Genomic DNA, 26516 nt, shown 5'->3' on the forward strand with positions numbered 1-26516 from the left:
AAGTAAAAGAATTTGTCTGGCGGCTTTAGCGCGGTGGTCCCACCTGACCCCATGCCGAACTCAGAAGTGAAACGCCGTAGCGCCGATGGTAGTGTGGGGTCTCCCCATGTGAGAGTAGGGAACTGCCAGGCATCAAATTTAGCGTGCTGATATGGCTCAGTTGGTAGAGCGCACCCTTGGTAAGGGTGAGGTCCCCAGTTCGACTCTGGGTATCAGCACCACTTTATACTTAGGTTAAAGTTCGGCAAGAAGTAAAAGAATTTGTCTGGCGGCTTTAGCGCGGTGGTCCCACCTGACCCCATGCCGAACTCAGAAGTGAAACGCCGTAGCGCCGATGGTAGTGTGGGGTCTCCCCATGTGAGAGTAGGGAACTGCCAGACATCAAACAAGTAGAAAGGCCATCCGAAAGGATGGCCTTTTTGCGTTATCGCTCCAGCCAAACCAATTCCCTCATTCGATATTCCTGCTGTCGCCATTAATACCTTACGGACGTATTAAAGCGTTTTACCCTACTGAAACTGAAGTTGTGGAATGCATTATGCTGGCTCGCAGCAGCGTTAAATCAATTAAATGTTATGTACAGGTATGGGGTATAGCGGGGAGTAAGGTAGCGTATTGAATTTAATTAATATCTGATGCTATTCGTGATGAGGAATATACGTTCCTTATATCAGGGAAAAATAAAAGCGCGGCGATGGCCGCGCTTTTAGAAGCCTTATTTAGTCAGGGCGACAATACCGAGTGTCAGGCCAGCGATTGCCGCGGCGCCACCAGCAATCGCACCTGCTGTTTCCCAGTTATCCTGGGTAGTGCCCTTCATACAGGTATTGGTGTGAACCAGTCGCCCCTGATCGTCGTATACCGGTACACATGGAGAGTCGTGCGCGCAACCAGCAAGCAGCGCAGCGAGAAGTGCAACGGAAAGGAATCTTTTCATGATGTTACCTCAATATGATCGCTTATTCGCTAAAGAGCCGATACAGCAATTAACGAACTGATGATTATTTTACCACCGCACTAATACCATGCAGCACGGGGAATAATCTCAATTTGTGTGGATTGTAAAAATTATGAAGAAAAAAGCGCGGGCACTGATTATTAATGGAGGAAATGTGAAGAGGGGATGTGTTTTTACATTGTTTTCAGGAAATAAAAAAGGCACCAGAGGTGCCTTTATGATTTTCATTAATCCTTGTGCTTTGTAAACCGTCTCCGGACAACCACAAAGAAAACAGGAACAAAGAAAATGGCCAACAGGGTGGCTGACAGCATCCCGCCCATCACGCCCGTCCCGACCGCATTTTGTGCCCCACTACCTGCACCGCTGCTGATGACCAGAGGCATAACACCAAGGATGAATGCCAGGGAAGTCATCAGGATAGGACGCAGACGCATACGCGAGGCTTCAAGCGTGGCTTCGATAATCCCTTTGCCTTCTTTATCCATGAGATCCTTGGCGAACTCAACGATCAGTATGGCGTTCTTGGCTGATAAACCAATTGTCGTAAGCAGACCAACCTGGAAGTAAACGTCATTGTTCAGCCCTCGCATTGATGCAGCCAGAAGCGCGCCGATCACCCCCAGCGGCACAACCAGCATGACCGAGAAGGGAATTGACCAACTTTCATAGAGGGCCGCCAGACACAGGAACACCACAATCAGTGAGATGGCGTACAGCGCCGGAGCCTGATTCCCGGAAAGTCGTTCCTGATAAGACATCCCCGTCCAGTCGTAGCCGATGCCGGAAGGCAGTTTTGACGCAAGGCTTTCCATCAACGCCATTGCCTCACCGGTACTTTTGCCAGGGGCAGACTCACCGAGGATCTCCATTGACGGCATCCCATTGTAACGTTCCAGACGCGGTGAACCGTACACCCAGTGAGAGCTGCTAAAGGCAGAGAAAGGCACCATTTCGCCGTTAGCGCTACGCACATACAGTCCGTTAATGTCTCCAGGTAGCATACGGAAGCGAGCATCAGCCTGCACATAAACTTTTTTCACCCGTCCGTGATCGATAAAGTCGTTCACATAGGTGCCACCCAGGGCTGTTGAAATCGTCTGATTGACGTCAGACACGCTCACACCCAGCGCCTGTGCCTTCTCCTGATCGACGTCCAGCTTGAACTGTGGCGTATCTTCCAGTCCGTTAGGACGCACGCGGACCAGTAAGTCAGGATGTTCTCTCACCATGCCCAGCAGCTGGTTACGCGCCTGGGTTAACTGCGTATGCCCCAGGTTTGCCTGGTCAATCAGTTCAAAGTCAAAGCCTGTTGCGGTACCCAGTTCAATAATGGCAGGCAGGTTAAACGGAAATACAAGACCGTCTTTGATCTGGCTGAACGCTTTCGTCGCGCGGCTGACAATCGCCTCAACGCCGTTTTCCTTGCCCGGGCGTTCTTCCCATGGCTTCAGGCTGACGAAAGCGATACCGGAGTTCTGCCCCTGTCCGCTAAAGCTAAAACCGTTTACGGTAAAGACCGATTCAACGTTCGCTTTCTCTTTCGTCAGGTAATAATCCTGAACCTGATCCAGTACCTGCTGGGTACGCATCTGCGTCGCCCCTGCCGGCAACTGAACCATCGTCATAAACACCCCCTGATCCTCTTCCGGCAGGAAGGAGGAAGGCAGGCGCAGGAACAGAACTGCCATGCCGCCGACGATGATGACGTAAACCAGCAGATAGCGGCCGGTTTTACGTAAAATGCCGCTCACGCTGTTGCTGTAATGCTCCACACTTTTATCAAAGAGCGCGTTAAACCAGCCGAAGAAACCACCTTTCTTTTCATGATGTTCGCTGGAAACCGGTTTGAGCAGCGTGGCACAAAGAGCAGGCGTTAATATCAACGCCACCAGTACCGACAAGGCCATCGCGGAGACAATGGTCAGCGAGAACTGACGATAGATAGCCCCGGTTGAACCACCAAAGAATGCCATCGGAATAAATACCGCCGAAAGCACCATGGCAATGCCCACCAGAGCGCCCTGGATTTGCTCCATCGACTTCTGCGTCGCCTCTTTTGGCGGCAGCTTGTCCTCAACCATGACGCGTTCTACGTTCTCGACCACCACGATGGCGTCATCGACGAGCAGACCTATCGCCAATACCATCCCGAACATCGTCAGGGTGTTAATGGAGAACCCGAACGCAGCCAGTACCGCAAAGGTGCCCAGTAACACCACGGGCACGGCGATCGTCGGAATAAGCGTTGCCCGCAGGTTTTGCAGGAACAAGTACATCACCAGGAACACGAGAACAATCGCTTCAAACAGTGTCTTCACCACTTCATGGATTGAGATCTTCACGAAAGGTGTAGTGTCGTACGGATACACGACTTTCAGGCCTTGAGGGAAGAAGGGCTGCAACTGCGCCAGTTTACTCTTGATGGCGGCAGCGGTATCCAGCGCGTTTGCGCCAGTCGCCAGCTTGATCCCCAGCCCCGTTGCTGCCTGGCCATTGATTTTGGTGACCATATTGTAGTTTTCGCCACCCAGCTCAATGCGGGCCACATCTTTCAGGTGGACCATTGAACCGTCCTGGTTCACCTTCAGCGTCACACGACCAAACTCCTCCGGCGATTTCAGACGCGTTTGAGCAATAATTGAGGCGTTCAGTTGCTGCCCAGGTACGGACGGTGTTCCGCCCAACTGGCCCGCAGCAATCTGGTCGTTCTGCGTTTTTAGCTGGTTAATGATATCCAGCGGCGTGAGCTGATATTTGTTCATCGCGTTGCTGTCCAGCCAGATGCGCATTGCATACTGGGCACCGAACAACTGCACGTCACCGACGCCGGAAGTACGGCTGATCGCATCTTTTACGTTAGAAGCGACATAGTCGGAGATATCATCCTGCGTGAGGTTTTTATTGTCCGACACAAAGCCTGCAACCAGCAGGAAGCTGCTGCTGGATTTCTCCACGCCGATCCCCTGCTGCTGCACTTCTTGTGGCAGCAGCGGCATGGCGAGCTGAAGTTTGTTCTGAACCTGCACCTGCGCAATATCAGGATCCGTACCCGACTCGAACGTCAGGGTGATGGTGACGTTACCAGCAGAATCACTGGTGGACGACATGTACATCAAATTATCGATACCGTTCATGTTCTGTTCGATAACCTGAGTGACGGTGTCCTGTACCGTCTGGGCATCAGCGCCCGGGTAGGTTGCTGTCACCGCAACCGCCGGCGGCGCAATGGTCGGATATTGCGCGACCGGTAGTTTTAAAATGGCCAGCCCGCCCGCAATCATCAGAATGATGGCGAGTACCCAGGCGAAAACAGGCCGTTGAATAAAGAAATTAGCCATGTCGTTATTCCTTAACTGGCTGGAGTCGCTGCGGTATCAGGAATAGCCACGACGGTGACGCCAGGGCGAACTTTTTGCAGGCCGCTGATAATGACGCGGTCGCCGTTTTTGAGGCCTTCCGTGATCAGCCAGCGATCGCCAATCGCCTGCGGTGCAACGACAGTGCGTGATTCCACCTGGTTTTTCTCATTTACCACAAGCACGGTGGCATCTCCGCGTGGTGTACGGGTTACTCCCTGCTGGGGAACCAGTATGGCATCAGGTTGCGTACCTTCATCGATGCGCGCACGGACAAACATACCCGGTAACAGCATATGCTGTGGGTTAGGGAAGAGGGCGCGAAGGGTGATTGAGCCGGTACTTTCATCTACCGTGACATCAGAGAACTGGAGCGTTCCTTTCAGCGGATAAGGCTGGCCATTTTCCATCAGCAACTCGACGCTGCTGGTGTCTCCCTTTTGCAGGCTCGTCTGCTGCTTCAGGCGCATAAAATCGCTGCTGGATTGCGTCACATCGACATAAATGGGATCGAGTTGCTGAACCGTCGCCAGTGCAGTTGCCTGGCCATTAGTGACTAACGCCCCTTCGGTGACGCTGGATTTACCTATACGCCCGTTGATTGGGGATGTGACTTTCGTATAGGCCAGGTTGATCCGCGCGCTTTCAACGCCAGCCTTCGCGGCAACCACGCTCGCATCCGCCTGCTGGGCAGTTGCCACCGCCTGATCGTACTCCTGCTTGCTCACATATTGCGTACCAACCAGCGGAACGTAACGTTTCACCGTCAGATGGGCGATATTCGCCGCCGCCTGTGCTTTTACCAGTTCACCTTTCGCATTGTCGTAGGCTGCCTGATAGGTGGCCGGATCGATTTGATAAAGGGATTCACCCGCTTTAACGTCGCTGCCTTCGGTAAAATTACGGTGCAGAATGATACCACTTACCTGAGGACGAACCTCCGCAACACGATACGCGTCAGTTCTGCCGGGCAATTCTGTCGTTACGGCCAGTGGCGCGCTTTTAACAATATGAACACTGACCTGAGGAGCTTGCGCATGCTGCTGTGGGTTTTCTTGCCCATCGCACCCGGTGAGCAGCGCGGCACAGACAATGAAACCGGATAAGGGTAAGCATCTGAAGTGATTCGTCATTACTGTTCCTTAAACTACCCTTGAGCCGATATTTGCCATGAATCGGTGAAAGGGTGTGAGGCAAAAAATAGAAATGTAGCCGCGTATAATAATGAGGGTGTTTAATGTTTTTTAATTTATAAGTGCTGATGGAGCTTTTAAAAGTAAAAATCGGAATCTGACACAGTGCATTCGGTATTCTTTTTCTGTCAGGATAATCAACGAAATGTTTTCGGTGAATGCTATTCATATATTTTATGAATTTTATGTATTCGATTTATTCACGTGAATTATAAATTAAATGAATTGACTTTTTTTGTGCAAAATTAACACGGGTTTTGGTTAATACTTTGACTACACGACCACGGCAATATCCTTTGATAACGTATCAATTTTATGAGTAATGAGTAGCAGGTTATGGTGCGCAAAAAAAAAGAAGAGGCTCAAAAGACCCGCCAGCAGCTGATTGAAGCCGCTATCGGGCTATTCGCGACGCGTGGCGTGTCCAGCACCACGCTTACCGACATCGCCGATGCTGCTCAACTCACTCGCGGGGCGGTTTACTGGCATTTCTCGAGTAAAGCGGAAATATTTAATGCAATATGGGATCAGCAATTGCCGATGCGTGAGATGATTCGTGACAGGTTAATACTTTCCGAAAATGACGACCCTTTGTTAATGCTTCGTGAACAATTTATTGTCGCACTACAATATATTGCGAGCGAGCCGCGGCAATATGCGCTTTTACAAATTTTGTATCATAAGTGTGAATTTCATGACGATGTGATTTCAGAATGTGAAATACGCAAGCGGATCGGTTTAAACGATGATTATCTTCGCAAGACGCTAAAGCGATGCATTGCTCGTAACGTTATCTCTTCGCAAACCAATATTGAACTGGCGCTGATTGTTTTCCACGCCTTTTTTAGCGGTGTCATTAAAAACTGGTTAATGGATAGCAACAATTTTAATCTGTACAAACAAGCACCGGCGCTGGTGGATAATATTCTGGCGACACTAAATATCACCCGAGTGGCACCAGTGGTTTACGATACAGCCTCATGACCGCGTCCGGGGTGGCGACATCTCCCCGTGCTGGCACTGTTCCATAATAGCTTGCGCGGTAATCGGTTTGCCCAGCAGGTAACCCTGTAGCGTATTGCATCCCAGTTCTGTCAGAAAGGTTTGCTGCGCTGCGGTTTCGACCCCTTCCGCCACGACCTTCAGATTCAGCGTTTTTGCCAGGGCGACAATCGCCGAGACAATCGTCGCATCTTCGCTCTCACCACTTAACTCTTTCACAAAAGCACGATCGATTTTCAACTCGCAGGCGGGGAGTCGCTTAAGATACAGAAGGCTTGAGTAACCGGTGCCAAAATCGTCTATCGAGGCTTTTACTCCCGCATCCGTCAGCGCTGTCAGGACACGAACGCTTTCGTCCGGATTGTTCATTGCCGTGGTTTCGGTCACCTCCAGGATCAACATGCCGGGTGGTACGCTATGGCGCGTCAGACAATCGAGAACTGTTTTAACCAGCGACGGCTGTTCGAACTGCAATGTAGAAAGATTCACCGCCATTGACCAGTCCGTGTGGCCCTGAAGATGCCATTCATGCAGCTGGCGGCAGGCCTCGTCGATTACCCAGTTTCCAATCGGAATAATCAGCCCCGTTTTCTCTGCCAGCGGTAGAAAAAGATCGGGTGGGAGTAACCCCTGTTTGGGATGCTGCCAGCGTAACAGCGCTTCGAATCCGAGGACTGGCCCGGCAGGGGCGTGAAATTTAGGTTGATAAAGCAGGCGTAACTCATTACGGTCGATGGCCTGCCACAGATCATTCATCAGCTGTAGATGCGTCTGCGCCAGCGTATTCATTGACGGCTGGAAGAAGTGATAGCCGTTACGACCCATATGTTTTGTGTGGTACATCGCAGCATCAGCGTTAAACATCAGTTCACGATCGGTTTTGCCATCGTGTGGATAGAGCGCAATGCCAATGCTCAGGGTGACCATCAGTTCGTAAGGATCGAGATGGAACGGGCTATCAATGACGCGCACCAGTGAATTTGCCAGTGAGGCAGCATCATCCGGAGTGGCGGTTTCGGCCAGCAGGACGAATTCATCCCCACCGATACGCGCCAGCGTATACTGACCTTTCAGCTGCAACAGCAAACGCTGAGTCACCGCAACCAGAAGCTTGTCACCGACATCATGACCATAGGCATCGTTGACGGTTTTAAAGCCGTCGAGATCCATAAACATCAGCGCGAAAGGGCTTCCTTCGCGATCGGCCTTGCTGATGGCCTGATCGAGGCGATCCTCAAGCAGAATACGATTGGGTAATCGCGTCAGCGTATCATGCAACGCCAGCTGTGCGAGTTCACGGTTAGCTTCTGCCAGTGATGAGGCCAGCAGCGAGGTACGAGCCTGAAGGCGGGCATCGAACATCGACACCAGCAGCGTAATCCCCAGAATAGCGAGCGCGACCACGCTAACCAGTATCGCCAGCCAGCTCCCGTTAATGCCATGATGGTGGACCATCGTCGACATTGGAAATTGTGCTGCTTCCATGCCGGCGTAATGCATGCCAGCGATAGCGATGCCCATGGTGATCGCCGCCCCCAGCCGCATCAACGCCATTCGTGCTGCTTCCTGACGTAAACGGAACGTCAGCCAAAGAGCGGCCAGTGAAGCGGCAAGGGCAATGACCACGGAGATAGCCACCCACTTTTTATCCCAGACAATACCCGGTGTGACCTCCAGGGCAGCCATACCAGTGTAGTGCATGGCAACAATGCCCGCTCCCATCACGACGGCGCCAGGCAGCAGCCGGCGCAAACGTAGCTGCTCGCCGCTAACGAGCCACAGGGCAAACATTGACGAGCTGATGGCGATAACCATCGAAAGCACGGTCAGGACCGCGTTGTAACTCATGCTCATGGAAAGATCCATCGCCAGCATACCGATGAAATGCATCGCCCACACGCCAATCCCCATCGAAACACCGCCACCTGCCAGCCAGACGCGTGCAGCGATGCCCTGGCTTCCGGCAACGCGCGCAGCCATATTCAGCGCGGTATAGGCGGCAAGAATGGCAACAACAAAGGAGATGACTACGAGGATTTGGTTGTATTGGCTAACCAGCATGGTCTGTTCACTCGTTGTGAGACGTTAAGCAAGAGCGGTTGGAAAGGGCACAGACATTATCATCGTCAGGAAATGACGAAAAGTGATTTAAATCCCTGTTTTTATTGGGTGATAACAGGGGGGGACAGGATGGAAGCGGTTAGTCCAGCTCTGAGCAGTTGACCAGTTTAAGCGGGTTCACGGAATTCATATTGCGACATTTATCGGTTTCGGTGCTCATCAGTTCAATCCACTGCATCAGCAGCGCATCAAAAATGAAAACAGAGACAGCAAAAACGACCAGCCACCAGTATTTACGAATCATGTGTCATTCCGTGAAAAGAGAGCCTGTAAGTTGCTGGAAATATACACGAAAAGCGGGCGTTGAAAAGTGGGGAAAGAGAAGGTTTACAAAGCATTGACGGTTGCCCGTCCGGACGATAAAAAAGGCGCTTCCCCATGCCGAAGAGCGCCTTTTTAAACAAGCAGTTAGCTAATCGAAATTAGTTCATGCCGTATTTTTTCAGTTTCTTACGCAGGGTACCACGGTTGATGCCCATCATCAGGGCAGCGCGGGTTTGATTACCACGGGTGTATTGCATCACCATGTCCAACAGTGGCTGTTCAACTTCAGCCAGTACCAGCTCATACAGGTCATTAACATCCTGACCGTTCAGTTGAGCAAAATAGTTCTTCAGTGCCTGTTTAACCGAGTCACGCAGGGGCTTTTGAGTCACCTGATCCTGGGAGTTAACGGTAGATACGGTCAGTACGTCAGAATTTACGCGTTGTTCGAACATAGTTCTGTCAGCTCTTTATTTCATTACGCAAGATTTTCGAAGTATGCCTCCAACGCCTCCAGCTGTACGCTGGCATCCTCTATGGCGTTGAATGTGCGCCGAAACTGGTCATTTGGAGCGTGCTCCTGGAGATACCAGGAGACGTGTTTACGCGCAATTCGGTACCCTTTTGCCTGGCCGTAGTGGTCATGCAGTTCCCGAACATGCGAACAAAGCAAGCGCTTAACCTCTGCCAGAGGCAGTGGGGCAAGCAGCTCCCCAGTGTCCAGATAATGCTGGATTTCCCGAAAGATCCAGGGTCTTCCCTGAGCGGCACGTCCTATCATCAGAGCATCAGCTCCCGTATAGTCGAGCACAGCTCTGGCTTTAAGCGGGTCAGTAATGTCGCCATTCGCGATAACCGGAATGGAAACTTTCTGCTTAACTGCCCGAATGCTGTCGTATTCAGCTTCGCCGTTGAACAAACAGGCGCGAGTGCGTCCATGAATGGTCAGGGCCTGAATGCCACAGTCTTCGGCCAGTTGGGCAATCTCTACGCAGTTACGGTGTTCCGGCGACCAACCCGTGCGAATCTTCAACGTAACAGGAACGTCCACTGCGCTGACAACCGCCGTCAGGATTGACTTCACCTGGTCGGGGTATTGCAGAAGGGCTGAACCTGCAAGCTTGCGATTCACCTTTTTGGCCGGGCAACCCATATTGATATCAATAATCTGGGCGCCACTTTCCACGTTAATACGCGCGGCATCTGCCATCTCTTCAGGCACGCTTCCGGCAATTTGCACGGTGCGGATACCTGGTTCATCAATGTGCACCATCCGTAGGCGGGACTTATCGCTTTCCCAAACCTGCGGGTTAGACGACATCATCTCGGAAACGGTCAGGCCTGCTCCCATCTCGTAACACAGCGTCCTGAACGGCCGGTCGGTAATACCTGCCATTGGGGCTGCGATCAGGCGATTTCTGAGCTGGTGGTGTCCGATGCGCATGAGTTAAGAAATGACCATACTGTGACTGCAAGGCGGCGTATATTACGCATTTTTTGCACGAGATGAAAGGCCAAACTTTGAACAATCCTCTGTTGTAGATCAAGGAATCGCCAGTCATTCTTTTTGAATAAGATTATTCGCTATTTAAATCATTGTGTTATGAATAAATGAACATTTTGTGGGCGCTTACAATTTCCCGTAACTTCTCATCATTTCTGAATAAATGAATCAATTGTCCGGGATAATCTGCTGCTATAAGCAGCAGATTATGGCGCTTCTTTGCGATCTGCGTCGCATTTCAGCACAGGATATCAGCGTAAAAAAATCGACTTATTCAACAACCAGACGGCCATGAAGCGGTTGAACCGGGCGGCTGTTTTCATGGTGCATGGTGTGAGTGAATTTTTGCAGCTGTTCAGCAGAGACGGTCAGCGGGTGCTTGAGCACCAGCCATGTCACCCCTTCTGAACATGGTGGCGTGGTCAGAGAGCCGCTAAAACGCCAGTAGGTTTTATCCGTGGGCAGTAATTTATTCATATCGAGGGTTGGCTTAATCGTGACGTTCTGGTCAACCTGTCCGGGCATCACGCCCCAGAGTTTATCCAGTTCAGTGTTTGCCGCGCCCTGATCGAACATAACGGCAACGACCGTCAGTTCGCCGTCAGCGTTTTTATGGACCAGATGCATTTCCATTGCGTATTTTTTACCGTGCACCGTGTTTTCGGATGGCGCATGGAAATGGAACTGCTGTAACGTCCAGCGCTGTTTATCAAGCGTGATGCTGTCGCGTGTATCGGCATTTTCACTTGCCTGGATAGTATGGCCGTTGTTTGTCAGAATGACCGGGCCGTCGATATAGTGCGTTTCCAGCGGAGAGATGTGGGCTTTGACCGTGTTATCTATGTTGACCGGCGACTGATACATTCCGCTTTTACACGTCTTGTACGCCTCGTCCAGTTCGCCCCAGTGTTCCGGTGCGCCTTCTCCCTGATAACTCCAGTGTGATGCGTAAGCCGTAGCCGAAATCATGCTCAGCGCCAGCAGCGCTGCCTTGCCTGAAATGTGTTTCATCATATTCTTCCTGTGAATTTTATTATCCAAATCAATGATTAACATTATGATTTGTGCGGTTATTTTATCGAAGAAAGGAAGAAGGCGGGAGAAAAAACCGAAGGGAAAAGGCGTGGTCAGACGACCACGCCAAACGCTTATTTTTTACGGCCGGTGATGCGACACCACTCTTCTTTCTCGACCACCGGGTCGAGCGCGAAGAGATCGGCGTAGGCTTCACAGACGCTGTCTGCCTGGCTGGCAAGGATACCGGACAGGCCCAGCAGACCGCCTTCAACCGGCAGCACGCTGATTAACGGCGCCAGCTCGCGTAACGGGCCAGCCAGGATATTCGCGACCACAACATCGGCTTTCATCGCCTCTGGCTGTGCATCGGGCAGATACAGTTCAAGGCGATCGGAAACGCCATTACGCTCGGCGTTATCACGGCTGGCCTGAATCGCCTGCGGATCGATGTCGATCCCGATGGCTTTGGCGGCGCCCAGTTTCAGCGCCGCGATAGCAAGGATCCCGGATCCGCAACCGAAGTCGATCACGGTTTTGCCTTCCAGATCCAGGCCATCCAGCCATTGCAGGCACAGGGAGGTTGTCGGGTGGGTGCCGGTGCCGAACGCCAGACCCGGATCCAGCATCACGTTGACGGCGTTTTTATCGGGAACTTCACGCCAGCTTGGGCAGATCCACAGACGCTGACCAAACTGCATCGGATGGAAGTTGTCCATCCACTCGCGTTCCCAGTCTTTGTCTTCCAACTGTTCAATTTTATGCGCGAAACCCACGCCCAGCAGCGGATGGTTTTCCAGAATCGCCACGACTTCTTTCATGTCGGTTTCTGCATCGAACAGGCCGATAACGTCCGTATCACCCCACAGGCGCGTTTCGCCCGGCAGCGGCTCAAAGACCGGCGTGTCATGCGTGTCCTGGAAGGTGATAGAGACCGAACCGGCCTCCATCAGCGCATCACTCAGTTCTTCGGCGTTCGCGCCGGTTGTGTTCAGTTTTAATTGGATCCACGGCATGGCAAAACTCTTTATTTGTCAGTAGAAATCAGGACAGTTTGTGGCACCGGTCGACCAAAACGGTTTCCCACCACAAACGCCAGTAAACTTACCAGTAACGAAGGCACGATCGGATGGAAGCCCAGATACTGAATTTTAAACGTGGCGAGAACGGCATACAGGACGCCCCCGACAATCATGCCGCTTAATGCACCCGCGGCATTCGCGCGTTCCCAGTAGAGCCCCAGCACCAGCGGCCACAGGAAAACGGCCTCCAGCCCACCAAAGGCGAGCAGGTTCAACCAGATGATCATCTCCGGTGGACGCCACGCGGCCAGCAGCAGCAACGCCCCCAGCACCAGGGTAATCACCGCCGACATGCGCTTGAGGCGTCGCTCATTTTCGACCTGTTCAGGGCGCAAATTCAGATAGAGATCTTTAATGATCGTAGCGGAACTTTGCAGCAACTGAGCGTTGATAGTCGACATAATGGCCGCCATGGGGGCGGCGAGGAAAATCCCGGCGGCAAACGGCGGAAGCACTTTCACCATCAGGGTTGGAATGACCAGATCCGGTACGGTAAGGTCAGGGATCACCGCGCGTCCCAGCGCACCTGCCAGGTGCATACCGAACATCAGGATCGCCACCACAATTGTCCCGATAATGATCCCGCGGTGCACCGCTTTGCTGTCTTTATATGAGATGCAGCGCACGGCGGTATGCGGCAGGCCAATCACGCCAAAGCACACCAGTACCCAGAACGAGGTCATAAAGGCTGGAGAGAGGATGTCATCCGCCCCCTGCGGTGAGACCAGTTTCGGATCGATCGCTTCCAGGGTTTCAACCGCATGGCTCAGGCCCCCTGCGGCATGCACGATACCCACCAGCAGAACGAGGGTGCCAATGAGCATCACCATCCCCTGCATCGTGTCGTTGAGTACGCTGGCGCGGAACCCGCCAAATGCGGTATACAGCGCGATACTCACACCGAAAATGACCAGGCCCGTCTCATAGGGGATCCCGGCTGCCGTCTCCAGCAGTCGCGCCCCGCCGATAAACTGCACCGTCATTGCGCCAATAAACGCCACCAGCAGACTCAGGCTTGCCAGCCATACCAGCAAGCGACTCTGATAGCGGGCAAACAGCATATCGTTCAGCGTTACGGCATTGTAGCGACGGGCCAGAATGGCAAACTTTTTACCCAGTATGCCCAGAGAGAGCCAGATGGCAGGCAGCTGGATCATGGCCAGCAGTACCCAGCCCAGCCCGTACTTATAAGCGGCGCCGGGGCCACCGATAAACGAGCTGGCGCTGATGTACGTGGCGGTCAGCGTCATGGCCAGCACGACGCCACCCATTGAGCGGCTCCCGAGGAAATACTCGTTCAGAAAGGTGCCGGTCGAACGTTTACGCATCGCATAAACCGACAGGCCAAACACCAGGAACAGGTAAGCGATAAGGGGCAGAATGACTTCAAGCTGCATCATCGTCCTCCAGTGAAATATCGCGATAGATGAATTTCACCATCGCCCAGCACAGCAGGATAAACACCAGCGGCAGCAGCAGGCAGGCCATTTCAAACCAGTGCGGGAGGCCGGTAATGCCAATCGCCGAATCAGGTAAGTAAGCAGTTACTAACCACGCGGCGAGATAGAGAAGGGTCAGCCACAGCGCCCAGCGCGCTTCTTTATGGGCCTGAACAAAACGTTTGTCCATTTTTTGTCCCTTGTGGATGAAGAAAGCGGGGATTGTACATGAAGGGGCTAAGCGATCCCCAGAAATAAAAAAGGCCGGATAATCCGGCCTTTTAGCAACACTGGTCTCTTACTTCTCGTTCAGACCGAGTTTTTTCTCCAGGTAGTGGATGTTAGTCCCACCATTCTGGAAGTGCTCGTCGCTCATAATGCGCATCTGGAGATCAACGTTGGTTTTGATCCCGTCGATGATCAGCTCCTGAAGGGCGTTCTTCATGCGGGCAATGGCCACGTCACGGTTTTCGCCGTAGCAGATCAGCTTACCAATCATTGAGTCATAGTACGGCGGTACGGTGTAACCGGCGTAGATATGGGACTCCCAGCGCACACCAAAGCCACCCGGCGCGTGGAAACGCGTGATTTTACCCGGGCTTGGCAGGAAGGTGTTCGGGTCTTCGGCGTTGATACGGCACTCTACCGCATGGCCTTTAACCACAACTTCTTCCTGTTTGATGGACAGCGGCTGACCGGCTGCGATACGCAGCTGTTCTTTGATCAGGTCAACGCCGGTGATCATTTCGGTAACCGGGTGTTCAACCTGAATACGGGTGTTCATCTCGATGAAGTAGAACTCGCCGTTTTCGAACAGGAACTCAAAGGTACCCGCCCCGCGATAGCCGATATCGACACACGCTTTAGCGCAACGCTCGCCGATGTAGCGACGCAGCTCCGGCGTAATGCCCGGCGCTGGCGCTTCTTCGACCACTTTCTGGTGACGACGCTGCATGGAGCAGTCACGTTCTGCCAGATAGATTGCGTTACCCTGACCGTCAGCCAGCACCTGAATTTCGATGTGGCGTGGGTTTTCCAGGTATTTTTCCATGTACACCATGTCATTGCTGAAAGCCGCTTTCGCTTCCGCTTTGGTCATGGAGATGGACTGCGCCAGTTCAGCATCGCTGCGTACAACGCGCATACCGCGACCGCCGCCGCCGCCGGACGCTTTGATGATCACCGGATAGCCAATGCGTTTAGCATGGGCGCGGTTAGCATCCATATCGTCGGTCAGCGGGCCGTCAGAGCCCGGTACGGTTGGCACGCCGGCTTTTTTCATCGCGGTGATGGCAGACACTTTGTCACCCATCAGGCGAATGGTGTCGGCTTTCGGGCCAATGAAGATAAAGCCAGAGCGTTCAACCTGCTCAGCAAAGTTGGCGTTCTCAGAGAGGAAACCATAACCCGGGTGAATCGCGACCGCGCCAGTGATTTCGGCGGCGCTGATGATCGCCGGGATGTTCAGATAGCTTTTTACGGACGGAGCCGGACCGATACAGACCGTCTCATCCGCCAGCAATACGTGTTTTAAATCGCGATCCGCGCTTGAGTGCACGGCCACGGTCTTGATGCCCAGTTCTTTACAGGCACGAAGAATACGCAGTGCAATCTCGCCACGGTTGGCGATAACAATTTTATCCAGCATGTTCGCCTCGTTACTCGATGACGACCAGCGGCTCGTCAAATTCTACCGGCTGACCACTTTCGACCAGGATCGCTTTCACAGTACCTGATTTGTCTGCTTCGATCTGGTTCATCATTTTCATGGCTTCAACGATGCACAGGGTATCGCCTACGTTGACTTTCTGACCCACTTCGATGAACGCCTTCGCGTCCGGGCTCGGGGTGCGGTAGAAAGTACCAACCATTGGGGAACGTACGATGTGACCACTGATTTCTGTTGCAGCTGCAGGTGCCGCTTCTGCTGCCACTGGTGCAACGGCTGCGGAGAGCGCAGGCTGCTGCACTGGCGCAGCGTAAGCTTGCTGCATTACCGGGAAGCTAGCGGCCGGGGCTGCACGGCTGATGCGTACAGACTCTTCGCCTTCAGAAATTTCCAGTTCGGAGATGCCTGATTCTTCAACCAGCTCGATCAGTTTTTTAATCTTACGAATATCCATGAGTGGGTTCCGTACTCTTGTTTAGTGTGATTGTGACAAGCGTTTTACCGCTGTCTGTAAAGCGTATGAATAGCCGTCTGCACCCAGCCCACAAATCACGCCAGCGGCGATATCTGACAGGTAGGAATGGTGGCGGAACGGCTCTCGGGCGTGCACGTTACTCAGGTGGATCTCGATAAACGGGATACTCACCGCGAGCAGTGCGTCGCGTATAGCAACACTGGTGTGCGTAAACGCGGCCGGATTGATCAGGATATAGTCCACAATGTCTTTAGCCTGATGAATACGGTCGATGATTGCGTACTCCGCGTTTGACTGAAAATGGTCCAAATCCACATTCAGCGAGGCTGCTTCCGTACTCAGACGGTTAACAATTTCGCTCAATGTCAGCGTGCCGTACTTCTCTGGCTCACGGGTGCCGAGCATGTTCAGGTTCGGACCGTTCAATACTAAAATTTGGAATTTGTCAGCCATTGTGCCGCTATCTCCTGCGATTTTCGGGTAAAAAACAACATATACCCTCAAAGCGCAATTGTCACCCTTTCAGAGGCCTAAAACCCCTGTCCGGAAAACCGAAGTCGCACATTATAACGATTTCGTAGCATTTGGCAGCTAAATACTGGTCTTATCAGGGAAGATTATCAACCGCTATCCGAAAAAGATTCGCGGTTGATAAATAATCTGCGGGAAAACGCACAGTTTCGTGAACTATCGCAACCACTGGCGGAACTTCTTGTAACGCCACGCTAAAAGGGCCAGGGCCAGCAGGGCGTAGATGACCGGCTGAGGGGATAAAATCTTCACCGACCACAGGTAATGAATAGGGGCGAGGATCGCGACAAGATAGACGAAGTTGTGCAGCAGTTGCCAGCGTCGACCCAGTTTTCGCTGCGCATACTGCGTGGATGTCAGCGTCAGCGCCAGTAAAACCAGCCAGCTTACGATACCCAGCGTCAGATAGGGACGCGTCACCAGTTCGCAGCCAAGGAGTGCCAGGTTGTTAATGCCCAATTCCAGCAGGGCGTAGCTGGTGAGATGCAGCGTCGCCCAGGCAAAACACCATAGCCCTAAAAGTCGACGGGTGCGTATCAATAATGGCTGTTTAGCGTAGCGCGCCAGCGGTGAGACGAGCAAGGTCGCCAGCAAAAATTTCAGAGCCATCCGACCCGTAAAATGCTGAATATCTTTCGCCGGATCGGCACTGAACTGTCCCTGGCTGGCTGCCCAGAAGAGCCAGATAAAGGGGAGCAATCCTGCTAAATGCAGGAGTACCTTCAGCCAGGTTATCTGCTTTGCCGTTAAACGCACTTAGAAGTTCTCCCGTAAATTCAGCCCACGGTAGAGGGATGCCACCTCATCCGCATAGCCGTTAAACAGCAGCGTTGGCTGGCGTTTAACATCCAGCGCGCCGCCGGAGCCGATAAAACGTTCCGTCGCCTGCGACCAGCGCGGATGGTCAACGTGCGGGTTAACGTTGGCAAAAAAACCATACTCGTCAGGCGCTGCCAGGTTCCAGGTGGTGGGGGGGCGTTCACGGGTGAGCTTAATGCTGACGATCGATTTGATGCCCTTGAAACCGTATTTCCACGGTACGGTCAGGCGAATGGGCGCCCCGTTTTGCGGCGGCAGCGCTTTGCCATAAACCCCGACGGTGAGCAGCGTAAGCGGATGCATGGCTTCGTCGAGACGTAAACCTTCAACGTAGGGATACTCCAGCCCGCCGCCGATAAACCGATCCTTCTGGCCTGGCATCTCGTCCGGGGCGTAGCGCGTCTGGAAGGAAACATACTTCGCGTTGCTGGTGGGCTCAACCAGCGCCAGCAGTTTATGCAAAGGGAAACCTACCCACGGCACCACCATCGACCAGGCTTCCACACAGCGCATACGGTAAATGCGTTCTTCAAGTGGGAAGCGGGTGGTGAGGTCATGATGATCCAGCGTCAGCGGTTTTGCCACCTCGCCATCTATCTTCAGCGTCCAGGGATCGGTTTTCATGCTCCCGGCGTTGGCGGCAGGATCGGCCTTATCGAGACCAAACTCATAGAAGTTGTTATAGCCGGTGACTTTGTCTTCCGGCGTCAGCGCCAGTTTATTCTGCCACTGCGCCGGTTTGGTGAAGTTAAGCGGTGCGCCGGAGGGGGCTTTCGGGCGATCGTTGCCCTTAAACCAGTCGAGCAGATCGGCATGGGCCGCAGGGGTGAGCGTCAGGGCGGTGGCGCTGATGCCAAGCATTTTCAGGATCTGGCGGCGCTGTAGCATAAAGACAGATTCAGACGTTACGTCGGCTTCCGTCAGTTTTCGGGTTTTCATGGCATCCTCCGTCAGGCGTTTTTCTAAGCATGACGGAGGAGGAGGGTTAGCGCGAATATGTCACGAAAATTTGAAGATTAGGCGATTTTAACCAGCGCACGACCGTGGAACTGATTGTCCATGATTTTACTGGCGAACTCTGGCGCCTGGCTCAGGGTAATCTCAGTGGCGCTCTGGTCAAAGAATGAGGCTGGCAGATCCTGCACCAGACGTTCCCAGGCCTCAGCTCGCCGCTCGGCTGGGGTCATGACCGAATCGACACCCTGAAGACGCACGTTACGCAGAATAAATGGCATCACCGTCGTCGGCAGGGCAAAACCGCCCGCCAGACCACAGGCCGCCACGCAGCCGCCGTAATTCATTTGCGCCAGCACCTTCGCCAGCACTTTGTCGCCGACGGTATCTACTGCGCCAGCCCAGACCTGTTTTTCCAGCGGGCGGGTCTCGGCGAATTCGTCGCGGCTCAGAATACGGCTTGCGCCCAACTGACGTAGATAATCATGCGTACTTTCGCGGCCTGAGACGGCAGCGACCTGATACCCCAGCTTGTGCAGCAGCGTGACGGCCGTGCTGCCCACGCCGCCGCTGGCGCCGGTGACGACAATTTCGCCAGAGTCAGGGCGGATCCCGGCCTCTTCCAGCGCCATCACGCACAGCATGGCGGTGAAACCTGCCGTGCCGATGATCATCGCCTTACGACCGTCCAGGCCTTTCGGCATCGGGACCAGCCAGTCACCTTTTACGCGCGCCTGCGCTGCCAGTCCGCCCCAGTGGTTTTCACCTACGCCCCAGCCGGTGAGCAGCACCTGCTGTCCGGCGTGAAAACGTGGATCTTCACTGGTATGTACGCGGCCTGCAAAGTCGATTCCTGGCACCATCGGGAAATTTCGGATGATTTTACCTTTTCCCGTAATGGCCAGCGCATCCTTATAGTTCAGGCTGGACCAGTCGATATCTACGGTCACGTCGCCCTCCGGCAGGCGGCTCTCCTCGATGGCTTGCACTGAGGCAACGGTTTTGCCGTCCTGCTGTTCTAAGATCAAAGCCTGCATACTGGGTCCTCACTAGGTTTGATGATGGGAAAATATGTTCTGATGACTATACTCGCTCAATGAAACGCAGTGCCGATTTAACGCAATAAATTGCCAGATACGCCAGGTTTGGTAGTATGCCGCATTTGAAATGCAAGTTAGTGCTCACTTGCACCCCCTTCAACCCACGGAGTAATCTCAAGGATGCGATTAACGACGAAGTTCTCAGCTTTTATCACCTTGCTGACGGGGCTGACCATATTTGTCACGCTAATCGGCTGCTCGCTGAGCTTTTACAATGCCATCCAGGATAAGCTGGTTAACCGGGTTGAATCGGTTGCATCGGTTATCGACACTCGCCTGATTGCAACCTCCTTCCCGGCGCTTTCGCGTGAGCTGGATGAGTTAATGGTGCCTGTGGATATCGTGCAGATCGACATTAAACAGGGGAAGCAGACCGTTTTCAGCCATACCCGCCAGGGCAGCTATCGTCCTGCCGGCACGGTAGATCAGTATCGGGACGTCACGGTTAATTCACTTAAACATCCGGGTATGACAATTCATCTAATGTACCAGGATCCGATGAGCAACTATTTACGCTCGCTTATGACCACCGCGCCCTTAACCATCGCCGTTGCCTTTATCGTACTGCTGATTTTCCTCGCCGTTCGCTGGCAGCGTCGTCAACTTTCCGGCCAGGAGCTGCTGGAAACACGCTCCGTGCGGATACTGAATGGCGAACGGGGTCCACAGGTGCGGGGATCGGTTTATGAATGGCCATCACGCACCAGTAGCGCCCTGGACGTGTTGCTCTCCGAAATCCAGTTTGCCAGCGATCAGCGTAGCCGTATGGACACGTTGATTCGCTCTTACGCCGCGCAGGATAACAAAACGGGCCTCAACAACCGTCTCTTCTTTGATAATCAGCTGGCTACGCTTCTTGATGACCCCGAAAAGGTGGGTACGCATGGCGTGGTAATGATGATTCGCCTGCCCGACTTCGATCTGCTCCGTGATACCTGGGGTCAGCGCGTGGCGGAAGAGAACCTCTTTACGCTGATTAACCTGCTGTCCACCTTTATTATGCGCTACCCCGGCGCGTTACTGGCACGCTACCACCGCAGCGATTTTGCCGTCTTGCTGCCGCATCGCACCTTAAAAGAGTCCGAGAGTATCGCCAGCCAGCTGCTGAAAGCCGTCGATGCGCTGCCCCAGAGCAAAATGCTCGACAGAGACGATATGGTGCATATGGGCATCTGTGCCTGGCGCGGCGGTCAGTCGACGGAGCAGGTGATGGAACATGCGGAAGCGGCCACGCGTAACGCCGTATTGCAGGGGGCGAACGGCTGGGCAGTCTATGATGATACGCTGCCGGAGAAAGGGCGTGGCAACGTGCGCTGGCGAACCCTGATTGAACAGATGCTGAGCCGGGGCGGACCGCGCATCTATCAAAAACCGGCGGTCATGAAGAATGGTCATGTTCATCATCGTGAGCTGATGTGCCGTATTTTTGATGGCACTGAAGAGGTTATCTCCGCGGAATATCTGCCCATGGTGTTGCAATTCGGATTGTCCGAAGAGTATGACCGTCAGCAAATCACCCGTCTCATTCCGTTTTTATCGTACTGGCCTGAAGAAAATCTGGCTTTACAGGTGACCGTCGAATCGCTGATCCGTCCGCGTTTCCAGCGCTGGTTACGTGACACGTTAATGCAATGCGAAAAATCGCAACGCAAACGCATTATTTTTGAACTTGCAGAGGCAGATGTAGGTCAACACATCAGCCGGTTGCGCCCGGTAGTGCGTTTAATCAATGCGCTTGGGGCTCGCGTGGCGGTAACCCAGGCGGGTTTGACGCTGGTGAGCACCCGCTGGATCAAAGAGCTGGATGTTGAATTATTGAAGCTGCATCCGGGTCTGGTAAGGAATATTGAAAAACGCACGGAAAACCAGCTGCTGGTACAAAGCCTGGTGGAAGCGTGCAAAGGAACGCAAACGCAAGTATTTGCCACAGGCGTACGTTCACGTAGTGAATGGCAGATGTTGACAGAGCGCGGCGTGACGGGCGGTCAGGGGGATTTTTTTGCCGCCTCTCAGCCGCTTGACACCAATGTGAAAAAATATTTGCAAAGATACTCTGTTTGACCTGCCGTTTACTTTGTTTTCACGTAGAATATCGCGCCTGTAGCTTTGAGTAAGACGAGCATAAAAGCCAGTGAACGACCTTTAGTGGGTTACAAGTGAAAGTGAGGGACGCTGCTGTTTACTCAGCCCTGAGGGATTCAGGGGATGAATTTGTAACAAAGGAAACGTGCTGCACTAATTTTCACCGTAGCAGACGATTTTTGCGCCTTGTCGCTGCTGCGTGTGGTTGGTAAAGTAAGCGGATTTTGTTTTCCGCCCCAGCTTTCAGGATTATCCCTTAGTATGTTGAAAAAATTTCGTGGCATGTTTTCCAATGACCTGTCCATTGACCTGGGTACCGCGAATACCCTTATTTATGTAAAAGGACAAGGCATCGTATTGAATGAGCCTTCCGTTGTGGCCATTCGTCAGGATCGTGCCGGCTCGCCAAAAAGCGTGGCCGCAGTAGGTCATGATGCGAAGCAGATGCTGGGCCGTACGCCGGGCAACATCGCCGCGATCCGCCCTATGAAAGACGGCGTTATTGCTGACTTCTTCGTGACCGAAAAAATGCTTCAGCACTTCATCAAGCAGGTTCACAGCAACAGCTTCATGCGCCCAAGCCCGCGCGTGCTGGTGTGTGTGCCGGTTGGCGCAACCCAGGTTGAACGCCGTGCGATCCGTGAATCCGCTCAGGGCGCCGGTGCGCGTGAAGTGTTCCTGATTGAAGAACCGATGGCTGCGGCAATTGGTGCGGGTCTGCCGGTTTCTGAGGCTACCGGTTCTATGGTGGTGGATATCGGTGGCGGTACCACTGAAGTGGCCGTTATCTCCCTGAACGGTGTGGTGTACTCCTCTTCCGTGCGTATCGGCGGCGACCGTTTCGACGAAGCCATCATCAATTACGTTCGCCGTAACTACGGCTCTCTGATCGGTGAAGCAACCGCAGAGCGCATCAAGCATGAAATCGGTTCTGCCTATCCGGGTGATGAAGTACGCGAGATCGAAGTTCGCGGTCGTAACCTGGCTGAAGGCGTGCCACGCGGATTCACCCTGAACTCCAACGAAATCCTGGAAGCGTTGCAGGAGCCGCTGACCGGCATAGTGAGCGCGGTGATGGTTGCGCTGGAACAGTGCCCGCCAGAGCTGGCTTCCGATATCTCCGAGCGCGGTATGGTTCTGACCGGTGGTGGTGCGCTGCTGCGTAACCTCGACCGCCTGTTAATGGAAGAGACAGGTATTCCTGTCGTAGTTGCAGAAGATCCACTGACTTGCGTCGCCCGTGGTGGTGGCAAGGCGCTGGAAATGATCGACATGCACGGCGGCGACTTGTTTAGCGAAGAGTAGTCGGGTGTGAGAGGGTAGCAATTCGCTACCCTTTCTCTCTGACGCGAGAATACGCATAGCCTATGAAGCCAATTTTTAGCCGTGGCCCGTCGCTACAGTTTCGCCTGATCCTGGCGGTTCTGGTTGCGCTCGGGGTCATTATTGCCGATAGCCGCCTCGGTACGTTCAGCCAGATCCGAACGTACATGGATACCGCCGTCAGTCCTTTCTACTTTATTTCAAATGGTCCCCGTGAACTGCTCGACTCCGTGTCGCAAACGCTCTCATCGCGTGACCAGCTCGAACTCGAAAACCGTGCGTTACGCCAGGAACTGCTGCTGAAAAATAGCGAGCTGCTGATGCTGGGGCAATATAAGCAGGAAAACGCCCGTCTGCGCGAACTGCTTGGCTCGCCGCTGCGCCAGGATGAACAGAAAATGGTCACCCAGGTGATCTCCACCGTAAACGATCCGTACAGCGATCAGGTGGTGATTGATAAAGGCAGCGTGAACGGCGTATACGAAGGTCAGCCTGTCATCAGCGATAAGGGCGTCGTGGGCCAGGTTGTGGCGGTTGCCAAACTGACCAGCCGCGTGTTGCTGATTTGCGATGCCACCCATGCACTGCCGATTCAGGTGCTGCGTAACGATATTCGCGTGATTGCCGCCGGTAATGGCTGCACGGACGATCTGCAACTGGAACACCTGCCTGCCAACACGGATATCCGCGTGGGTGACGTGCTGGTGACGTCCGGTCTGGGCGGTCGTTTCCCTGAGGGCTACCCGGTTGCGGTTGTCTCTTCCGTGAAGCTCGACACTCAGCGTGCCTACACCGTGATTCAGGCGCGTCCAACGGCCGGCTTGCAGCGTTTGCGCTACCTGTTGCTGCTGTGGGGCGCCGATCGTAACGGCGCTAACCCGATGACACCGGAAGATGTGCATCGCGTGGCCAACGAACGCCTGATGCAGATGATGCCGCAGGTGCTGCCTGCGCCGGATGCGATGGGACCACCTGCACCCGTACCGGCTCCGGCGACGGGGTTAACGCAGCCGCTGCCGGATGCGCCCCCACCGCCGCAAGTCTCGGGTGGAGGGCAGTAGTGGCCAGTTATCGTAGCCAGGGGCGCTGGGTAATCTGGCTCTCATTCCTCGTTGCACTGTTGCTGCAAATTATGCCCTGGCCGGACGACATTCTTGTTTTCCGGCCAAACTGGGTATTGCTCATTTTGCTCTACTGGATCCTTGCCCTGCCGCACCGCGTAAATGTCGGCACAGGTTTTGTGATGGGTGCCATACTGGATCTTATCAGTGGCTCTACGCTTGGCGTCCGCGCCTTATCCATGAGCATTATTGCGTATCTCGTCGCACTCAAATTCCAGCTCTTTCGTAACCTTGCGCTCTGGCAACAGGCGCTGGTAGTGATGTTGTTGTCGCTCGCTGCGGATATCGTTGTTTTCTGGGCAGAGTTTTTAGTGATCAACGTCTCTTTCCGACCGGAAGTGTTCTGGAGTAGTGTAGTAAACGGTGTGCTCTGGCCGTGGCTGTTCCTGCTGATGCGTAAAATTCGCCAGCAGTTTGCCGTGCAATAAAAGGTTTCTATGACGTCTTTGTATCTTGCCTCCGGTTCTCCGCGTCGCCAGGAACTGCTCGCGCAGTTGGGTGTCTCCTTCGAACGCATCGTTACCGGTATCGAAGAAAAACGTGCTGAGGGTGAAAGCGCTCAGCAGTATGTCTCTCGTCTGGCGCGTGAAAAAGCGCAGGCGGGCGTGGCATGCGTGCCGCGTGACTTACCGGTGCTGGGTGCGGATACCATCGTTATTCTCAATGGTGAGGTGCTTGAGAAACCCCGCGACGCAGACCATGCGGCGCGGATGCTGCGTAATATGTCCGGACAAACCCATCAGGTGATGACGGCGGTAGCGCTGGCAGATAGCCAGTACGTTCTGGATTGCCTTGTGGTAACGGAAGTGACGTTCAGAGTCCTCACCGACGAGGAGATCGCCGGCTATATCGCCAGCGGTGAACCTATGGATAAAGCAGGTGCATACGGTATTCAAGGGTTGGGTGGCTGTTTTGTCAGGAAGATAAATGGCAGCTATCACGCCGTAGTCGGCTTACCGCTGGTGGAAACGTATGAGTTGCTGAGCAATTTTAACTCACTGCGTGAGGGAAGGGATAATTATGACGGCTGAATTGTTGGTAAACGTAACGCCATCGGAAACCCGTGTGGCCTACATTGATGGTGGCATTCTCCAGGAAATTCATATTGAGCGTGAAGCGCGACGCGGAATCGTAGGCAATATCTACAAAGGTCGTGTCAGTCGTGTCCTGCCGGGTATGCAGGCGGCTTTTGTAGATATTGGGCTCGATAAGGCGGCGTTTTTACATGCCTCCGATATCATGCCGCACACCGAATGTGTGGCAGGCGAAGAGCAAAAGCAGTTTGCCGTGCGCGACATCTCTGAGCTGGTGCGTCAGGGCCAGGATCTGATGGTACAGGTGGTAAAAGATCCGCTTGGCACCAAAGGCGCGCGTCTGACCACCGACATCACCCTGCCTTCACGCTATCTGGTCTTTATGCCGGGGGCGTCGCACGTCGGCGTGTCACAGCGTATTGAGAGCGAAAGCGAGCGTGAGCGCCTGAAAAAGGTGGTCAGCGCCTACTGCGACGAGCAGGGCGGGTTTATTATCCGTACCGCGGCGGAAGGGATCAGCGAAGAAGATCTGGCCTCGGATGCGGCCTACCTGAAGCGCGTCTGGACCAAAGTGATGGAGCGTAAAAAACGCAACCAGACCCGCTACAGGCTGTACGGTGAGCTGGCGCTCGCTCAGCGCGTATTACGTGATTTCGCCGACGCCCAGCTTGACCGCATCCGCGTGGACTCCCGTCTGACGTATGAAGCCTTACTGGAGTTCACCGCCGAGTACATCCCGGAAATGCCGGGTCTGCTGGAGCATTACACCGGACGCCAGCCAATATTTGACCTCTATGACGTTGAAAACGAAATCCAGCGTGCGCTGGAGCGTAAGGTTGAGCTGAAATCGGGTGGCTATCTGATCATCGATCAAACCGAAGCGATGACCACCGTCGACATCAACACCGGCGCGTTTGTCGGCCATCGCAACCTCGATGACACCATCTTCAACACCAACATAGAAGCGACGCAGGCCATCGCGCGTCAGCTTCGTCTGCGTAATCTGGGCGGCATTATCATCATCGACTTTATCGATATGAACAATGAAGATCACCGCCGTCGCGTGCTGCACTCTCTGGAGCAGGCGCTGAGTAAGGACCGCGTGAAAACCAGCATCAATGGCTTCTCGCAGCTCGGTCTGGTGGAAATGACCCGGAAACGGACCCGCGAAAGCGTGGAACATGTCCTGTGTAATGAGTGTCCAACCTGCCATGGACGCGGAACGGTAAAGACGGTGGAGACGGTCTGCTACGAGATCATGCGTGAGATTGTCCGTGTCCATCATGCCTACGACTCAGACCGTTTTCTGGTCTATGCTTCCCCTGCGGTGGCGGAGGCCCTGAAAGGGGAAGAGTCGCACGCGCTGGCAGAAGTGGAAATCTTTGTCGGCAAACAGGTAAAAGTGCAAATTGAGCCGCTCTATAACCAGGAGCAGTTTGACGTCGTCATGATGTAAACGCAGTTCGCTGCGA

Annotated in this window: 24 protein-coding genes, 1 tRNA gene and 2 rRNA genes; 10 read left to right on the top strand and 17 right to left on the bottom strand. The window is 53.7% G+C overall.

From position 1 onward, the window contains the following. Positions 1-15: 15 nt before the first annotated feature. From rrf (SK58_RS04300) to rrf (SK58_RS04310), 3 genes are all read left to right on the top strand, one after another. Positions 16-131: ribosomal RNA gene (rrf, locus tag SK58_RS04300) — 5S ribosomal RNA — on the top strand. Positions 132-145: 14 nt separating this feature from the next. Then, a tRNA-Thr gene (locus tag SK58_RS04305) sits at positions 146-221 on the top strand. A gap of 43 nt (positions 222-264) precedes the next feature. Beyond that, positions 265-380: ribosomal RNA gene (gene rrf / locus SK58_RS04310) — 5S ribosomal RNA — on the top strand. A 335-nt stretch (positions 381-715) separates the two neighbouring features. Here rrf (SK58_RS04310) and SK58_RS04315 read toward each other — a convergent pair. The 3 genes from SK58_RS04315 to SK58_RS04325 form a co-directional block, all read right to left on the bottom strand. Further along, positions 716-937 (bottom strand): lipoprotein, encoded by a 222-nt coding sequence (locus tag SK58_RS04315; RefSeq protein ID WP_003860364.1) that lies wholly within the window; start codon positions 935-937, stop codon positions 716-718. A gap of 248 nt (positions 938-1185) precedes the next feature. Beyond that, positions 1186-4299 (bottom strand): efflux RND transporter permease subunit, encoded by a 3114-nt coding sequence (locus tag SK58_RS04320; RefSeq protein WP_017693888.1) that lies wholly within the window; start codon positions 4297-4299, stop codon positions 1186-1188. 11 nt (positions 4300-4310) lie between these two features. Continuing rightward, the gene (locus SK58_RS04325; RefSeq protein WP_015572026.1) at positions 4311-5450 is read right to left on the bottom strand and encodes an efflux RND transporter periplasmic adaptor subunit; all 1140 of its coding nucleotides are present in this window, start codon (positions 5448-5450) and stop codon (positions 4311-4313) included. A 396-nt stretch (positions 5451-5846) separates the two neighbouring features. On the opposite strand from SK58_RS04325, the gene envR reads away from it, so the two are divergent. Continuing rightward, complete coding sequence (envR, locus tag SK58_RS04330) at positions 5847-6494, top strand: acrEF/envCD operon transcriptional regulator (protein WP_023295515.1); 648 nt, start codon at positions 5847-5849, stop codon at positions 6492-6494. On the opposite strand, the gene SK58_RS04335 is transcribed toward envR, so the two are convergent. The 14 genes from SK58_RS04335 to SK58_RS04400 form a co-directional block, all read right to left on the bottom strand. Then, a complete protein-coding gene (locus SK58_RS04335; protein WP_048219426.1) occupies positions 6489-8573 on the bottom strand; it encodes a putative bifunctional diguanylate cyclase/phosphodiesterase in 2085 nt (694 codons plus the stop codon). The two genes, envR and SK58_RS04335, sit on opposite strands and share 6 nt — an antisense overlap. A 139-nt stretch (positions 8574-8712) precedes the next feature. Further along, positions 8713-8877, bottom strand: a complete 165-nt coding sequence (locus tag SK58_RS04340; protein ID WP_003860373.1) for a DUF2556 family protein — start codon at positions 8875-8877, stop codon at positions 8713-8715. 178 nt (positions 8878-9055) lie between these two features. After that, positions 9056-9352 (bottom strand): DNA-binding transcriptional regulator Fis, encoded by a 297-nt coding sequence (fis, locus tag SK58_RS04345; RefSeq protein WP_000462905.1) that lies wholly within the window; start codon positions 9350-9352, stop codon positions 9056-9058. A 23-nt stretch (positions 9353-9375) separates the two neighbouring features. Further along, on the bottom strand, positions 9376-10341 hold the full coding sequence (gene dusB, locus SK58_RS04350; RefSeq protein WP_023295513.1) for a tRNA dihydrouridine synthase DusB: 966 nt from the start codon (positions 10339-10341) through the stop codon (positions 9376-9378). Positions 10342-10671: 330 nt separating this feature from the next. Next, positions 10672-11412, bottom strand: a complete 741-nt coding sequence (locus SK58_RS04355) for a carbonic anhydrase (RefSeq protein WP_017382702.1) — start codon at positions 11410-11412, stop codon at positions 10672-10674. A 137-nt stretch (positions 11413-11549) separates the two neighbouring features. Further along, a complete protein-coding gene (gene prmA, locus SK58_RS04360; RefSeq protein ID WP_015572021.1) occupies positions 11550-12431 on the bottom strand; it encodes a 50S ribosomal protein L11 methyltransferase in 882 nt (293 codons plus the stop codon). Positions 12432-12442: 11 nt separating this feature from the next. Then, positions 12443-13894: a sodium/pantothenate symporter gene (panF, locus tag SK58_RS04365; RefSeq protein ID WP_017693892.1), complete on the bottom strand. Its 1452-nt coding sequence runs from the start codon at positions 13892-13894 to the stop codon at positions 12443-12445. Then, positions 13884-14126 (bottom strand): YhdT family protein, encoded by a 243-nt coding sequence (locus tag SK58_RS04370; RefSeq protein ID WP_003860385.1) that lies wholly within the window; start codon positions 14124-14126, stop codon positions 13884-13886. Before SK58_RS04370 ends, panF begins: the two co-directional genes overlap by 11 nt. A 108-nt stretch (positions 14127-14234) precedes the next feature. Continuing rightward, positions 14235-15584, bottom strand: coding sequence for an acetyl-CoA carboxylase biotin carboxylase subunit (gene accC, locus SK58_RS04375; RefSeq protein ID WP_003860388.1), 1350 nt, complete (start codon positions 15582-15584; stop codon positions 14235-14237). A 10-nt stretch (positions 15585-15594) separates the two neighbouring features. Then, positions 15595-16059, bottom strand: a complete 465-nt coding sequence (accB, locus tag SK58_RS04380) for an acetyl-CoA carboxylase biotin carboxyl carrier protein (protein WP_015572018.1) — start codon at positions 16057-16059, stop codon at positions 15595-15597. Between the two features lie 21 nt (positions 16060-16080). Next, complete coding sequence (gene aroQ, locus SK58_RS04385) at positions 16081-16533, bottom strand: type II 3-dehydroquinate dehydratase (RefSeq protein WP_047062657.1); 453 nt, start codon at positions 16531-16533, stop codon at positions 16081-16083. A gap of 234 nt (positions 16534-16767) precedes the next feature. Next, a complete protein-coding gene (msrQ, locus tag SK58_RS04390; RefSeq protein ID WP_047062658.1) occupies positions 16768-17367 on the bottom strand; it encodes a protein-methionine-sulfoxide reductase heme-binding subunit MsrQ in 600 nt (199 codons plus the stop codon). Beyond that, complete coding sequence (gene msrP, locus SK58_RS04395) at positions 17368-18369, bottom strand: protein-methionine-sulfoxide reductase catalytic subunit MsrP (RefSeq protein WP_015572016.1); 1002 nt, start codon at positions 18367-18369, stop codon at positions 17368-17370. Positions 18370-18446: 77 nt separating this feature from the next. Further along, the gene (locus tag SK58_RS04400; protein WP_017382706.1) at positions 18447-19421 is read right to left on the bottom strand and encodes an acrylyl-CoA reductase (NADPH); all 975 of its coding nucleotides are present in this window, start codon (positions 19419-19421) and stop codon (positions 18447-18449) included. Positions 19422-19604: 183 nt separating this feature from the next. Here SK58_RS04400 and csrD point away from each other — a divergent pair, with 183 nt between their 5' ends. The 6 genes from csrD to rng all read left to right on the top strand — a co-directional run bounded on the left by csrD (position 19605) and on the right by rng (position 26500). Continuing rightward, the gene (csrD, locus tag SK58_RS04405) at positions 19605-21545 is read left to right on the top strand and encodes an RNase E specificity factor CsrD (RefSeq protein ID WP_032669091.1); all 1941 of its coding nucleotides are present in this window, start codon (positions 19605-19607) and stop codon (positions 21543-21545) included. A 282-nt stretch (positions 21546-21827) separates the two neighbouring features. Further along, the gene (gene mreB, locus SK58_RS04410) at positions 21828-22871 is read left to right on the top strand and encodes a rod shape-determining protein MreB (protein ID WP_000913396.1); all 1044 of its coding nucleotides are present in this window, start codon (positions 21828-21830) and stop codon (positions 22869-22871) included. Positions 22872-22933: 62 nt separating this feature from the next. Further along, complete coding sequence (mreC, locus tag SK58_RS04415; protein ID WP_003860400.1) at positions 22934-23950, top strand: rod shape-determining protein MreC; 1017 nt, start codon at positions 22934-22936, stop codon at positions 23948-23950. Continuing rightward, positions 23950-24438 carry a rod shape-determining protein MreD gene (gene mreD / locus SK58_RS04420; RefSeq protein ID WP_003860402.1) on the top strand — a complete coding sequence of 163 codons (489 nt, stop codon included), beginning with the start codon at positions 23950-23952 and terminating at the stop codon, positions 24436-24438. The genes mreC and mreD overlap by 1 nt, the downstream gene beginning before the upstream one ends. 9 nt (positions 24439-24447) lie before the next feature. Continuing rightward, entirely contained in the window at positions 24448-25041 is a 594-nt protein-coding gene (locus SK58_RS04425; protein ID WP_003860403.1) for a Maf family protein, read from the top strand. Beyond that, on the top strand, positions 25031-26500 hold the full coding sequence (gene rng / locus SK58_RS04430; RefSeq protein WP_003860405.1) for a ribonuclease G: 1470 nt from the start codon (positions 25031-25033) through the stop codon (positions 26498-26500). The genes SK58_RS04425 and rng overlap by 11 nt, the downstream gene beginning before the upstream one ends. The last annotated feature ends 16 nt before the right edge of the window (positions 26501-26516 follow it).

It is taken from the genome of Enterobacter sp. BIDMC93, assembly GCF_001037805.1.
In the GTDB taxonomy this organism is placed as follows: domain Bacteria; phylum Pseudomonadota; class Gammaproteobacteria; order Enterobacterales; family Enterobacteriaceae; genus Enterobacter; species Enterobacter hormaechei_C.

Excerpts from the sequence above, each read along its gene's own strand:
- SK58_RS04340 (WP_003860373.1), bottom strand. The coding sequence starts at position 8,877 with ATGATTCGTAAATACTGGTGGCTGGTCGTTTTTGCTGTCTCTGTTTTC.
- aroQ (WP_047062657.1), bottom strand. The coding sequence starts at position 16,533 with ATGGCTGACAAATTCCAAATTTTAGTATTGAACGGTCCGAACCTGAAC.
- panF (WP_017693892.1), bottom strand. The coding sequence starts at position 13,894 with ATGCAGCTTGAAGTCATTCTGCCCCTTATCGCTTACCTGTTCCTGGTG.
- SK58_RS04335 (WP_048219426.1), bottom strand. The coding sequence starts at position 8,573 with ATGCTGGTTAGCCAATACAACCAAATCCTCGTAGTCATCTCCTTTGTT.
- SK58_RS04425 (WP_003860403.1), top strand. The coding sequence starts at position 24,448 with ATGACGTCTTTGTATCTTGCCTCCGGTTCTCCGCGTCGCCAGGAACTG.
- envR (WP_023295515.1), top strand. The coding sequence starts at position 5,847 with ATGGTGCGCAAAAAAAAAGAAGAGGCTCAAAAGACCCGCCAGCAGCTG.
- mreC (WP_003860400.1), top strand. The coding sequence starts at position 22,934 with ATGAAGCCAATTTTTAGCCGTGGCCCGTCGCTACAGTTTCGCCTGATC.
- prmA (WP_015572021.1), bottom strand. The coding sequence starts at position 12,431 with ATGCCGTGGATCCAATTAAAACTGAACACAACCGGCGCGAACGCCGAA.
- mreB (WP_000913396.1), top strand. The coding sequence starts at position 21,828 with ATGTTGAAAAAATTTCGTGGCATGTTTTCCAATGACCTGTCCATTGAC.
- rng (WP_003860405.1), top strand. The coding sequence starts at position 25,031 with ATGACGGCTGAATTGTTGGTAAACGTAACGCCATCGGAAACCCGTGTG.
- csrD (WP_032669091.1), top strand. The coding sequence starts at position 19,605 with ATGCGATTAACGACGAAGTTCTCAGCTTTTATCACCTTGCTGACGGGG.
- SK58_RS04315 (WP_003860364.1), bottom strand. The coding sequence starts at position 937 with ATGAAAAGATTCCTTTCCGTTGCACTTCTCGCTGCGCTGCTTGCTGGT.
- accC (WP_003860388.1), bottom strand. The coding sequence starts at position 15,584 with ATGCTGGATAAAATTGTTATCGCCAACCGTGGCGAGATTGCACTGCGT.
- SK58_RS04325 (WP_015572026.1), bottom strand. The coding sequence starts at position 5,450 with ATGACGAATCACTTCAGATGCTTACCCTTATCCGGTTTCATTGTCTGT.
- dusB (WP_023295513.1), bottom strand. The coding sequence starts at position 10,341 with ATGCGCATCGGACACCACCAGCTCAGAAATCGCCTGATCGCAGCCCCA.
- SK58_RS04320 (WP_017693888.1), bottom strand. The coding sequence starts at position 4,299 with ATGGCTAATTTCTTTATTCAACGGCCTGTTTTCGCCTGGGTACTCGCC.
- msrP (WP_015572016.1), bottom strand. The coding sequence starts at position 18,369 with ATGAAAACCCGAAAACTGACGGAAGCCGACGTAACGTCTGAATCTGTC.
- accB (WP_015572018.1), bottom strand. The coding sequence starts at position 16,059 with ATGGATATTCGTAAGATTAAAAAACTGATCGAGCTGGTTGAAGAATCA.
- fis (WP_000462905.1), bottom strand. The coding sequence starts at position 9,352 with ATGTTCGAACAACGCGTAAATTCTGACGTACTGACCGTATCTACCGTT.
- SK58_RS04355 (WP_017382702.1), bottom strand. The coding sequence starts at position 11,412 with ATGAAACACATTTCAGGCAAGGCAGCGCTGCTGGCGCTGAGCATGATT.
- SK58_RS04370 (WP_003860385.1), bottom strand. The coding sequence starts at position 14,126 with ATGGACAAACGTTTTGTTCAGGCCCATAAAGAAGCGCGCTGGGCGCTG.
- SK58_RS04400 (WP_017382706.1), bottom strand. The coding sequence starts at position 19,421 with ATGCAGGCTTTGATCTTAGAACAGCAGGACGGCAAAACCGTTGCCTCA.